The 12,780-nt window shown below is 42.9% G+C and carries 9 protein-coding genes; all 9 read left to right on the plus strand.

Annotated features, from left to right (window positions below; genetic code table 11):
- Positions 1–9 precede the first annotated feature (9 nt).
- The 9 genes from tsf (at position 10) to M1D98_RS08755 (ending at position 12,679) form a co-directional block, all read left to right on the plus strand.
- Entirely contained in the window at positions 10–891 is an 882-nt protein-coding gene (gene tsf, locus M1D98_RS08715; protein WP_010331076.1) for a translation elongation factor Ts, read from the plus strand.
- Between the two features lie 144 nt (positions 892–1,035).
- Entirely contained in the window at positions 1,036–1,758 is a 723-nt protein-coding gene (gene pyrH, locus M1D98_RS08720) for a UMP kinase (protein ID WP_039073977.1), read from the plus strand.
- Position 1,759: 1 nt separating this feature from the next.
- Positions 1,760–2,317 carry a ribosome recycling factor gene (gene frr, locus M1D98_RS08725; protein ID WP_435576677.1) on the plus strand — a complete coding sequence of 186 codons (558 nt, stop codon included), beginning with the start codon at positions 1,760–1,762 and terminating at the stop codon, positions 2,315–2,317.
- Positions 2,318–2,447: 130 nt separating this feature from the next.
- Positions 2,448–3,230 carry an isoprenyl transferase gene (locus M1D98_RS08730; protein ID WP_010328015.1) on the plus strand — a complete coding sequence of 261 codons (783 nt, stop codon included), beginning with the start codon at positions 2,448–2,450 and terminating at the stop codon, positions 3,228–3,230.
- A 3-nt stretch (positions 3,231–3,233) separates the two neighbouring features.
- The gene (cdsA, locus tag M1D98_RS08735) at positions 3,234–4,043 is read left to right on the plus strand and encodes a phosphatidate cytidylyltransferase (protein WP_082246278.1); all 810 of its coding nucleotides are present in this window, start codon (positions 3,234–3,236) and stop codon (positions 4,041–4,043) included.
- 60 nt (positions 4,044–4,103) lie between these two features.
- Positions 4,104–5,255, plus strand: coding sequence for a 1-deoxy-D-xylulose-5-phosphate reductoisomerase (gene dxr / locus M1D98_RS08740; RefSeq protein WP_435576676.1), 1,152 nt, complete (start codon positions 4,104–4,106; stop codon positions 5,253–5,255).
- A 6-nt stretch (positions 5,256–5,261) separates the two neighbouring features.
- A complete protein-coding gene (gene rseP, locus M1D98_RS08745; RefSeq protein ID WP_082246277.1) occupies positions 5,262–6,530 on the plus strand; it encodes an RIP metalloprotease RseP in 1,269 nt (422 codons plus the stop codon).
- Positions 6,531–6,562: 32 nt separating this feature from the next.
- A complete protein-coding gene (proS, locus tag M1D98_RS08750; RefSeq protein WP_435576675.1) occupies positions 6,563–8,257 on the plus strand; it encodes a proline--tRNA ligase in 1,695 nt (564 codons plus the stop codon).
- 108 nt (positions 8,258–8,365) lie between these two features.
- Positions 8,366–12,679 carry a PolC-type DNA polymerase III gene (locus tag M1D98_RS08755; protein ID WP_435576674.1) on the plus strand — a complete coding sequence of 1,438 codons (4,314 nt, stop codon included), beginning with the start codon at positions 8,366–8,368 and terminating at the stop codon, positions 12,677–12,679.
- The last annotated feature ends 101 nt before the right edge of the window (positions 12,680–12,780 follow it).

The raw sequence follows: 12,780 nt of genomic DNA on the forward strand, positions 1-12,780 counted from the left end.
GGAATACAAATGGCAATTACTGCACAGCAAGTAAAAGAACTGCGCGAAAAAACTGGCGCGGGCATGATGGATTGTAAAAAAGCGTTAACTGAAACTGACGGAAATATGGACAAAGCAATTGACCTTTTAAGAGAAAAAGGAATTGCGAAAGCGGCGAAAAAAGCTGACCGTATCGCAGCGGAAGGTTCTACTATTATTAAAACTGACGGCAACAAAGGTGTTATCCTAGAAGTAAACTCTGAAACTGACTTCGTTGCGAAAAACGAAGGCTTCAAAGAGCTTCTTAACACGTTAGCTGACCACCTTCTTACAAATGCTCCAGCAGATGTTGAAGAAGCAATGGGCCAAAAAATGGAAAATGGTGCTACTGTTGAAGAGTACATCACAAGCGCAGTTGCTAAAATCGGTGAGAAAATCACTCTTCGCCGCTTTACAGTTCTTACAAAAGACGACAGCTCTGCATTCGGTGCTTACCTTCACATGGGCGGCCGCATCGGTGTATTAACTGTTCTGAACGGTACAACTGACGAAGAAATTGCGAAAGATATCGCTATGCACGTTGCTGCGGTTAACCCTCGTTACATTTCTCGTGATCAAGTATCTGAAGAAGAAAGAAATCATGAGCGCCAAATCTTAACTCAGCAAGCCCTTCAAGAAGGCAAACCTGAAAACATCGTAGCGAAAATGGTTGAAGGCCGTCTGAACAAATTCTTCGAAGAAATTTGTCTTTTAGATCAAGCATTCGTTAAAAACCCAGATGAAAAAGTGAAACAAGTTGTCGCAGCGAAAAATGCAACTGTTCAAACTTATGTCCGCTATGAAGTTGGAGAAGGCATCGAAAAACGTCAAGAAAACTTTGCTGAAGAAGTAATGAACCAAGTGAAAAAATAATGGCGAAAAGATTTCGCGGCCAAGTCGCGTCTTTTCAGGCAGTATAGGGGACACAATTGTGTTCCCTATTTTTAAAACTATATTTACAAACCTTTTTTTCTCTTGCATAATAGAAAACGGCAATGTTTACACTTGGAGGTTATCATGGAAAAACCAAAATACAAACGTATCGTATTAAAGCTTAGCGGAGAAGCATTGGCAGGAGAACAGGGTAACGGAATTAACCCAACTGTCATTCAATCCATTGCAAAGCAAGTGAAAGAAATCGCTGAGCTTGAAGTCGAAGTGGCTGTTGTAGTAGGCGGCGGCAACTTATGGCGCGGAAAAACAGGAAGTGACCTGGGTATGGACCGTGCAACTGCTGATTATATGGGAATGCTGGCGACAGTTATGAACTCGCTTGCTCTTCAAGACAGCTTGGAAACACTCGGAATCCAGTCCAGAGTGCAAACATCCATTGAAATGAGACAAGTTGCTGAACCGTACATAAGAAGAAAAGCAATACGCCACTTAGAGAAAAAACGTGTCGTTATTTTCGCTGCGGGCACAGGAAACCCATATTTCTCAACTGATACGACAGCTGCACTGCGGGCTGCTGAAATTGAAGCAGACGTTATTTTAATGGCAAAAAATAATGTTGACGGTGTGTATAATGCGGATCCTAGAAAAGATGAAACAGCTGTTAAATATGAATCACTTTCTTATCTTGACGTTCTAAAAGACGGCCTGGAAGTCATGGATTCTACAGCATCATCTTTATGCATGGATAATGACATTCCGCTTATCGTCTTTTCTATTATGGAAGAAGGAAATATCAAACGTGCCGTTATCGGTGAATCAATCGGAACGATCGTGAGGGGGAAATAACGTGTCAAAAGAAGTCTTAACTCAAACAAAAGAAAAAATGGAAAAAGCAATTGCTGCTTATCAGCGCGAATTGGCTACTGTACGTGCAGGCCGTGCCAATCCATCTTTGCTAGATAAAGTAACGGTAGAATATTACGGAGCACAGACACCTTTAAATCAGCTGTCTTCTATTAACGTGCCTGAAGCTCGTATGCTTGTGGTAACGCCTTATGACAAAACAGCTATCGGTGATATTGAAAAAGCGATTTTAAAAGCTGACTTAGGCGTAACGCCGACAAGTGACGGAAATATGATTCGAATTGCGATTCCTGCATTAACAGAAGAAAGACGTAAGGATTTAGTGAAAGTTGTAAAAAAATATGCTGAAGAGGCGAAAGTAGCTGTCCGTAACGTTCGCCGTGATGCTAACGATGATCTCAAAAAACTTGAGAAAAACGGAGACATTACTGAGGATGAACTGCGTGCTTCCACTGAAGACGTTCAAAAACTGACAGATGAATATGTGTCAAAAATTGACAGTGTCACAAAAGACAAAGAAAAAGAAATCATGGAAGTTTAATGAAAAACTATGTACAATAGATAATAGTGAAAAGACCCTCTCATGTTTACAGGGGGTTTTTTTGTTAATACTGTTGATTACATCGGTTATCAGCAGGGAATGCAACCTTTTTGGGTGACGGAGGAATCTCATGCTCAACATACTCAAAAATTGGAAGAATCAGCAAACTGCGGCTTCCAACTTAGAACGTTATACAAAAGAAGACATACTTAAGGGAGAAATTCCCGAACACATTGCCATTATCATGGATGGAAATGGCCGTTGGGCTAAAAAACGCTCTCTTCCCCGAATTGCAGGTCACCATGAAGGGATGAAGGTGGTAAAAAGGACAACGAAGCTTGCGAACGAACTGGGTGTCAAAGTACTGACTTTGTATGCATTTTCAACGGAAAACTGGAAGAGGCCGAAAATGGAAGTCGATTTTTTAATGAAGCTTCCTGAAGAATTTTTAAATACGTATCTCCCAGAGCTAGTTGAGGAAAATGTACAGGTCCGGATTATAGGGGATGAAACGGCTTTGCCGGCGCACACATTACGTGCGATTGAAAAGGCTGTACAGGATACGGCGCAAAATGATGGGATGATCCTTAATTTTGCTCTCAATTATGGTGGTCGTACCGAAATTGTCACTGCTGCAAAATCGCTTGCGGAAAAAGTGAAGGACGGGTCTTTGCACATTGAAGATATTGATGAATCACTTTTTGCTAATTACTTAATGACTGAATCTTTGCAGGATCCTGAACTTTTAATTCGGACGAGCGGCGAGATTAGACTGAGCAATTTTATGCTATGGCAGGTTGCCTACAGCGAATTTGTGTTTACTGACGTCCTGTGGCCTGACTTTAAGGAAGATCACTTCTTAAAGGCGTTAGGAGAGTATCAGCAGAGGGGCCGGAGGTTTGGCGGAATTTAGAGGATGGTGGACATGAAACAAAGAATTTTGACAGGTGTTCTGGCAGCAATTGTATTTTTATTTTTGGTTATTGTCGGGAAATTGCCGTTCACCATATTAGTTTATGTAATGGGCAGTGTAGCGCTTTTTGAACTTTTACGGATGAAAAAGCTGAGGATGGTTTCACTGCCGGGTTTGATCGGTCTTTTCTTATTATGGATGTTCTTATTGCCAAGCCAGTACTCGTTTTTAGAGGCGCACGGTATTTCAAAAATGGAAATCGCTTTGTTCGCGGTACTGCTTTTGCTGACTTACACAGTGTTGGTGAAAAACACCTTTACGTTTGATGAAGTCGGGTTTATTACGCTTGCAGCAATTTATATCGGAATGTGTTTTCATTATTTTATAGAAATCAGAAATCTTGACCAATATGGGTTAATATACATTTTCTACGCTTGTATTGTGATTTGGTCTACTGATTCCGGTGCATATTTTGTCGGAAAAGCGCTTGGTAAGCGAAAACTGTGGCCTGAAATCAGTCCGAATAAAACAGTGGAAGGATTCGCAGGCGGAATTGTCATCTCGCTTGTACTTGCGACGATTTTTCAACTTGTTGTACACCTTCCGATCCCGTATATCTATCTGTTGTTGATTACGCTGTTTTTATCTATTTTCGGACAGCTTGGAGATTTAGTGGAATCCGCCTTGAAAAGACATTACGATGTTAAGGATTCCGGGAGTATTCTTCCAGGGCATGGCGGTATCTTGGACCGTTTTGACAGTTTCTTGTTTGTCATGCCTTTCTTGTACTTTCTGCTTGCCCTTTTTTCATAAAAAAGTCTAATATGAATATAAGAATGATCATGCAGCAAAAAGAATAGGAGTAGTGGCACTTTGAAAAATATTTGTCTTTTAGGAGCAACAGGGTCAATCGGCGAACAGACGCTCGATGTATTGCGTACGCATCAAGATCAATTTCAGCTGGTATCTATGTCGTTTGGCAAAAATATTGAGAAGGCTGTTCCGATGATAGAGACCTTTCAGCCGAAATTTGTCTCTGTCGGTGATCTGGATACATATCATCAATTAAAACAAGTATCTTTTTCTTTTGAATGCCAAATTGGGCTGGGAGAAGAAGGACTGATAGAAGCAGCGGTGTTCGAAGAGGTTGACATTGTTGTCAACGCTTTGCTCGGAAGCGTCGGCCTTGTCCCGACGTTAAAGGCAATTGAACAGAAAAAAACAATTGCGCTTGCAAATAAGGAAACTCTCGTCACTGCAGGGCATATAGTTAAAGAACATGCGAAGAAATATGATGTTCCGCTGCTGCCTGTCGACAGTGAGCACTCGGCGATTTTTCAAGCACTCCAAGGCGAACAGGCAAAAAATATTGAACGCCTCATCATTACGGCCTCCGGCGGAAGCTTTCGGGACAAGACGCGGGAGGAGCTCGAATCAGTAACAGTTGAGGACGCATTAAAACACCCGAATTGGTCAATGGGTGCAAAAATTACGATCGATTCGGCTACAATGATGAATAAGGGATTAGAGGTGATCGAGGCACATTGGCTTTTCGATATACCATATGAACAAATTGATGTCATTTTACATAAGGAGAGCATCATCCATTCAATGGTTGAGTTTCATGACAAAAGTGTGATCGCACAGCTTGGAACTCCCGATATGAGGGTTCCAATTCAATATGCCCTCACCTATCCGGATCGGTCGCCATTACCGAATGCGAAAAGTCTTGAATTATGGGAAATCGGCAGCCTTCATTTTGAGAAAGCTGATTTTGACAGGTTCCGCTGCTTACAATTTGCTTTTGAATCAGGTAAAATAGGAGGAACAATGCCGACAGTGCTAAATGCGGCGAATGAAGTAGCTGTCGCTGCCTTTTTAGCAGGCAAGATACCGTTTTTGGCTATTGAAGACTGTATCGAAAAGGCACTATCCCGCCATCAGGTAATGAATAAACCGAGCCTGGCGGACATTCAAGAAGTGGACAAAGATACCCGGGGATACGTCAACTCAATACTCACATAAGGTGGTATGTTCGTGAATACAGTTATAGCGTTTATCATTATTTTCGGAGCGCTCGTTTTCTTCCATGAACTGGGCCATTTATTGCTAGCCCAAAGAGCGGGAATTCTCTGCCGTGAATTTGCGATCGGATTCGGTCCAAAGATTTTTTCTTTCAAAAAAAATGAAACAGTTTATACGATTAGGCTGCTACCGGTCGGCGGATTTGTCCGTATGGCCGGAGAAGATCCGGAAATGATTGAGGTAAAACCCGGTTACACGGTAGGGCTTTTGTTTAATAAAGACGATCAAGTTGAGAAAGTCATTATCAATCAAAAGGAAAAGTACCCGGATGCTCTAGTCATTGAAGTAGAAACTGCTGATTTAGAGCATGACATGAAGATTACTGGCTATGAACAGGGGAAAGAGGATGAACTTTCCAGCTTCACTGTCAGCGAAACATCCTTCTTCATTGTAGACGGAGAAGAAGTGCAAATTGCGCCGTATAATCGCCAATTTGGTTCCAAACCTGTGTGGCAGCGAATCAAAGCAATTGCTGCAGGGCCGATTATGAACTTTATTTTAGCTTACGTCATATTAGTGATGCTTGGGCTCATTCAAGGCGTACCTTCAAATGATCCTATGCTGGGACAGCTGACTGACAATGGACGGGCAGCCGAGGCAGGGCTAAAAGAAGGAGATTATATTCAAAGCATTAACGGTGAGAAAATGAGGTCTTGGACGGACATTGTATCCGCTGTAAAGGAAAATCCGGAAAAAGAAATGGATGTTGCCGTAAAAAGAGATAACAAAACGCTTCATATTTCAGTGACTCCGGAAGCAGTGAAAGATGAGAACAAAAAAACTATCGGACGTTTCGGCTCCTATGCGCCGACTGAAAAAGGCGTTCTCTCAGCGGTTGCTTACGGCGCGACATCAACAGTTGATGTCACTAAAGCCATTTTAACCAACTTAAGCAAATTAGTAACTGGCCAATTCAAACTTGACATGCTGTCAGGTCCTGTCGGCATATATGACATGACAGACCAGGTGGCGAAAACAGGGTTAGTGAACTTATTCCAGTTTGCTGCGTTTTTAAGCATTAACCTTGGGATTGTCAACCTGCTTCCGATTCCGGCACTTGACGGTGGAAGACTGTTATTTCTCTTTATTGAAGCGATTCGGGGCAAACCGATTAACAGGGAAAAAGAAGCTTTTGTTGTGTTTATCGGGGTGGCTTTCCTAATGCTTCTTATGCTGGTTGTCACATGGAATGATATCCAGCGGCTGTTCTTGTAAACGAAAAGTAAATCAATCAGAGGTGCGAAGAAATGAGACAAAGTTTGACGCTTATTCCTACGCTCCGTGAAGTTCCAGCTGATGCCGAAGCAAAAAGTCATCAGCTTCTTCTGAGAGCAGGATTTATCAGACAGAATACGAGCGGGGTATACAGCTATATGCCTCTGGCATATAAAGTGATTCAAAACATTCAGCAGATTGTTCGTGAAGAAATGGAGAAAATTGATGCCGTGGAAATGCTTATGCCCGCATTGCAGCAGGCTGAAACATGGCAGGAATCAGGCAGATGGTATACGTATGGTCCTGAGCTGATGAGGCTACAAGACCGTCATGGCCGTGAATTTGCTTTAGGGGCAACGCATGAAGAAGTTATCACTTCACTTGTACGCGATGAGGTTAAATCTTATAAGCGTCTCCCTCTGACTCTTTATCAAATTCAATCTAAGTTCAGAGATGAAAAACGTCCTCGCTTCGGCCTGTTAAGAGGCCGCGAATTTATTATGAAGGATGCGTATTCTTTCCATGCATCTGAAGATAGCCTGGATGAAACGTATCAAAAAATGTACGAGGCCTATTCTAATATTTTCGCCCGCTGCGGGATTAATGTTAGGCCTGTTATCGCAGATTCAGGCGCAATGGGAGGAAAGGATACGCACGAGTTTATGGCGCTTTCTGCCATCGGAGAGGATACAATTGCGTATTCCGATGAATCACAGTATGCGGCTAATATCGAAATGGCTGAAGTTCTTTATCAAGAAGTCCCTTCTGAGGAAGAGCCTAAAGCTTTAGAGAAAGTCCACACGCCTAACGTGAAAACAATTGAAGAACTGACTGCGTTTTTACAGGTTTCCGCTGAAGCCTGCATGAAGTCAGTCCTATTTAAAGCAGACGATCATTTCATCATAGTGCTTGTACGGGGCGACCATGAAGTTAACGATATTAAAGTGAAAAACTTGCTTCAAGCGGAAGTTGTGGAGCTTGCCTCACATGAAGAGGTTATTCAGCAGCTTGGAACAGAACCGGGCTTTGTCGGCCCTGTAGGTGTCAAACAAGATATTGAAGTATATGCTGATCTTGCGGTCAAATCTATGGTCAATGCTGTTGCCGGTGCAAATGAAGGAGATCATCATTATAAAAATGTCAATGTAAACCGTGACGCGAACATTAAAGAGTTTGCTGATCTTCGTTTTATTCAAGAGGGAGACCCTTCACCAGATGGTAAAGGCACAATCCGTTTTGCAGAAGGAATTGAAGTCGGACAAGTCTTTAAGCTTGGAACACGCTATTCAGAAGCGATGAATGCGACATACCTAGATGAAAACGGCCGCGCGCAGCCAATGTTGATGGGCTGTTACGGTATCGGTGTGTCAAGAACGCTTTCTGCTATAGCTGAACAGCATCACGATGAAAAAGGATTAATATGGCCAAAAAGCGTTGCGCCGTATGATCTTCATATTCTTGCATTGAACATGAAAAACGATGGGCAAAGAGAGCTTTCTGAAAAGCTGTATGCCGATTTAAAAGCGGAAGGCTATGGAGTGCTCTTTGACGATCGTGCTGAGCGCGCCGGTGTAAAATTCGCTGATTCAGATCTTATCGGCCTTCCAATCCGCATCACAGTCGGAAAACGTGCGGACGAAGGAATTGTCGAAGTGAAAATCCGCAAAACAGGTGAGTCAACTGAGATTTCAGTAGACGAATTATCTGCATTTATCAGCAAGCAGTAATCACCATAACGATTTATCAAAAAACATGTTAAAATAGAAATAATAGAAGGTACCTCATTGCCTGAGGTACCTTCACTTATGATGTTTTTAGGGAGGGATACTGTCTGAATGGAACAGTTATCAGTCAACAGAAGGCAGTTTCAAATTCTTCTGCAGCAGATTAATATGACAGATGATACCTTCATGACATATTTTGAAGATGGCGAGATTAAAAAGCTGGCGATACACAAAGCTTCAAAGTCTTGGCATTTTCATTTTCAATTTAAATCTTTGCTGCCTTTTCAAATATATGACACATTAACAACGAGGCTGACGCAATCGTTTGCCCACATAGCAAAAGTGACATCTTCAATCGAAGTGCAAGATGCCGAGATCAGTGAAAGTATTGTACAAGACTACTGGTCACGCTGCATTGAAGAACTGCAAGGCATTTCACCGCCGATTATCAGCCTATTAAACCAGCAAAAACCGAAACTGAAGGGCAATAAGCTGATTGTCAAAACAAAAACGGACACGGAAGCAGCAGCTCTTAAGAGCAAATATAGTTCCATGATTCAAGACGGCTACCGCCAATTTGGTTTCCCGGACCTTCAGCTTGATGCCGAAATCTTTGTATCCGAACAAGAAGTTCAAAAGTTTCGGGAGCAAAAGCTTGCGGAAGACCAAGAGCGAGCCATGCAGGCGCTGATTGAAATGGAGAAGAAAGATAAAGAAAGTGATGAAGACCAAATGCCATCCGGGCCTCTTGTTATCGGTTATCAAATTAAAGATAACGAAGAAATCCGGACACTTGACAGCATTATGGACGAAGAACGGAGAATTACGATCCAAGGTTACGTGTTTGATGTGGAGACCCGAGAGCTGAAAAGCGGGCGCACGTTGTGTATCTTCAAAATTACAGACTACACAAATAGTATTTTAATCAAAATGTTTGCACGTGAAAAAGAAGATGCGGCACTGATGAAGTCTCTGAAAAAAGGAATGTGGGTAAAAGCACGCGGCAGCATTCAAAATGACACTTTTGTCAGAGATCTCGTTATGATCGCAAATGACGTGAACGAAATGAAAGCGAAAACCCGTGAAGATTCGGCTCCTGAAGGAGAAAAAAGAGTGGAATTGCACTTGCATTCCCCAATGAGCCAAATGGATGCTGTCACGGGTATCGGAAAACTCGTCGAACAGGCGAAAAAATGGGGTCATGAGGCCATCGCTTTGACGGACCATGCTGTCGTTCAATCCTTCCCTGATGCGTATTCCGCCGCTAAAAAGCATGGAATTAAAATGATTTACGGGATGGAAGCGAACCTCGTTGATGATGGCGTGCCAATCGCTTATAATGCTGCACATCGTTTGCTTGAGGAAGAAACATATGTTGTGTTTGACGTCGAGACGACTGGCCTATCTGCTGTATACGATACGATCATTGAGCTGGCTGCAGTAAAAGTAAAAGACGGAGAAATTATTGACAAATTTGAGGCGTTTGCGAACCCGCATCGTCCGCTTTCAGCCACAATCATAGAGCTGACCGGCATCACCGATGATATGCTTCGCGACGCTCCAGACGTCGTAGATGTCATAAGAGATTTCAGAGAATGGATCGGCGATGATATCCTTGTCGCCCATAATGCGAGTTTTGATATGGGATTCTTAAACGTAGCTTATAAAAGGCTTCTTGAAGTCGAAAAAGCTAAAAACCCAGTCATTGATACGCTTGAGCTTGGCCGTTTTCTCTATCCTGAATTTAAGAACCACCGTTTGAACACACTTTGTAAAAAGTTTGATATCGAACTCACACAGCATCACCGTGCGATCTACGATACTGAAGCCACTGCTTATTTGCTCCTGAAAATGCTGAAGGACGCAGCTGAAAAAGGCATTCAGTACCATGATGAGCTGAATGAAAATATGGGGCAGTCCAACGCTTATCAAAGATCGAGGCCTTATCACGCAACATTACTTGCTGTGAATAGCACGGGGCTTAAAAATTTATTTAAGCTTGTGTCACTTTCACATATTCATTATTTTTACAGAGTGCCTCGTATCCCAAGATCTCAGCTTGAGAAATACAGGGAAGGGCTTCTCATCGGTTCAGCCTGTGACAGGGGAGAGGTTTTTGAAGGCATGATGCAAAAATCGCCTGAAGAGGTGGAAGATATCGCGTCATTCTACGATTATCTTGAGGTCCAGCCGCCGGAAGTATACCGTCACTTGCTGGAGCTTGAACTGGTGCGCGATGAAAAAGCGCTGAAAGAAATTATTGCCAATATCACGAAACTGGGTGAAAAGCTTAATAAACCGGTTGTGGCTACGGGGAATGTTCATTACTTGAATGATGAGGATAAAATCTACAGGAAGATCTTAATTTCCTCTCAAGGCGGGGCTAATCCGCTGAACAGGCATGAACTGCCGAAAGTGCATTTCAGAACGACAGACGAAATGCTTGAAGCATTTTCATTCTTAGGTGACGAAAAAGCGAAGGAAATCGTTGTCGCCAATACCCAAAAGGTTGCTTCTATGATCGATGACATCAAGCCGATTAAAGACGATTTGTACACACCGAAAATCGAAGGCGCTGATGAAGAGATCAGAGAAATGAGCTATCAGCGTGCTAAAAGCATTTACGGAGAAGAGCTGCCTGACATTGTGGAAGCGCGGATTGAAAAAGAATTAAAGAGTATCATTGGCCACGGCTTCGCTGTTATTTATTTGATCTCTCACAAACTTGTAAAGCGTTCATTGGATGACGGATATCTCGTAGGTTCCCGTGGTTCCGTAGGCTCCTCATTGGTTGCGACGCTTACTGAGATCACTGAGGTCAACCCGCTGCCGCCGCATTATGTATGCTCTGAGTGCCAGCATTCTGAGTTCTTTAATGACGGGTCTGTCGGTTCGGGTTTTGACCTGCCTGATAAGCTCTGTCCTCATTGCGGAACGCCTCTGAAAAAAGACGGCCATGATATTCCGTTTGAAACGTTCTTAGGATTTAAAGGGGACAAAGTACCCGATATCGATTTGAACTTCTCAGGGGAATATCAGCCGCAAGCACACAATTACACAAAAGTATTGTTCGGAGAGGACAACGTATATCGAGCGGGAACGATAGGAACCGTTGCAGAAAAAACAGCCTACGGATATGTAAAAGGCTACGCCGGAGACCATAATCTTCATATGCGCGGGGCCGAAGTAGATCGGCTCGTACAGGGATGTACAGGTGTCAAACGGACGACTGGACAGCACCCTGGGGGTATTATCGTAGTTCCGGATTATATGGATATTTATGATTTTTCACCAATTCAGTTCCCGGCAGATGCCACAGGTTCAGAGTGGAAAACGACGCACTTTGATTTCCATTCCATCCATGACAACCTGTTAAAGCTGGATATTCTCGGACACGATGACCCGACCGTCATTCGGATGCTACAAGACTTAAGCGGAATCGATCCGAAAACCATTCCAACTGATGATCCTGAAGTAATGAAGATCTTCCAGGGAACCGAATCACTCGGTGTTACAGAAGAACAGATTGGCTGTAAAACAGGTACTCTTGGAATCCCTGAATTCGGAACCCGATTTGTGCGGCAGATGCTTGAAGATACAAAGCCGACAACTTTTTCCGAGCTCGTTCAGATTTCAGGCTTGTCTCACGGAACTGATGTATGGCTCGGCAATGCGCAGGAACTCATCCACAATAATATCTGCGAGCTGAGTGAAGTGATCGGCTGCCGTGATGACATTATGGTTTATTTAATCTATCAAGGCCTTGAGCCGTCCCTTGCTTTTAAAATCATGGAATTTGTGCGTAAAGGAAAAGGATTAACGCCTGAATGGGAAGAAGAAATGAAAAATAACAATGTCCCGGACTGGTATATTGATTCTTGTAAAAAGATTAAATACATGTTCCCGAAAGCCCATGCCGCGGCTTATGTATTAATGGCGGTCCGTATCGCTTACTTTAAAGTGCATCACGCACTATTGTATTATGCGGCTTATTTTACTGTTCGTGCAGACGACTTTGATATCGATACGATGATTAAAGGCTCTACAGCAATCAAAGCCGTAATGGAGGACATTAACGGTAAAGGACTTGATGCTTCACCGAAGGAAAAAAACCTTCTCACTGTGTTAGAACTAGCGCTTGAAATGTGTGAGAGGGGCTATTCATTCCAAAAAGTCGACTTATATCGCTCCAGCGCTGCTGAGTTTATCATAGACGGCAATAGCCTGATCCCGCCGTTTAACTCCATTCCAGGACTAGGGACGAACGCAGCTCTGAATATTGTAAAGGCTCGAGAAGAAGGCGAATTCCTCTCTAAAGAAGATTTGCAAAAAAGAGGGAAAGTGTCCAAAACGATTTTAGAGTATTTAGATCGCCATGGCTGTCTGGAATCACTGCCTGATCAAAACCAATTGTCACTGTTTTAACATGGAAGCGGAGTTTCTTTGGAAATTCTGCTTCTATGTATACATAAGCGCAAAAAGTGACATTGTAACATCAGAGTCTCTTTCATTTGCTTAGGTGAAAG

The organism is Bacillus sp. K7, from assembly GCF_053903245.1.

What these genes read in the sequence shown, in the direction of transcription:
- cdsA (WP_082246278.1), top strand. Translation starts at nt 3,234, where the DNA reads ATGGTGGACATGAAACAAAGAATTTTGACAGGTGTTCTGGCAGCAATT.
- M1D98_RS08755 (WP_435576674.1), top strand. Translation starts at nt 8,366, where the DNA reads ATGGAACAGTTATCAGTCAACAGAAGGCAGTTTCAAATTCTTCTGCAG.
- pyrH (WP_039073977.1), top strand. Translation starts at nt 1,036, where the DNA reads ATGGAAAAACCAAAATACAAACGTATCGTATTAAAGCTTAGCGGAGAA.
- proS (WP_435576675.1), top strand. Translation starts at nt 6,563, where the DNA reads ATGAGACAAAGTTTGACGCTTATTCCTACGCTCCGTGAAGTTCCAGCT.
- rseP (WP_082246277.1), top strand. Translation starts at nt 5,262, where the DNA reads ATGTTCGTGAATACAGTTATAGCGTTTATCATTATTTTCGGAGCGCTC.
- tsf (WP_010331076.1), top strand. Translation starts at nt 10, where the DNA reads ATGGCAATTACTGCACAGCAAGTAAAAGAACTGCGCGAAAAAACTGGC.
- M1D98_RS08730 (WP_010328015.1), top strand. Translation starts at nt 2,448, where the DNA reads ATGCTCAACATACTCAAAAATTGGAAGAATCAGCAAACTGCGGCTTCC.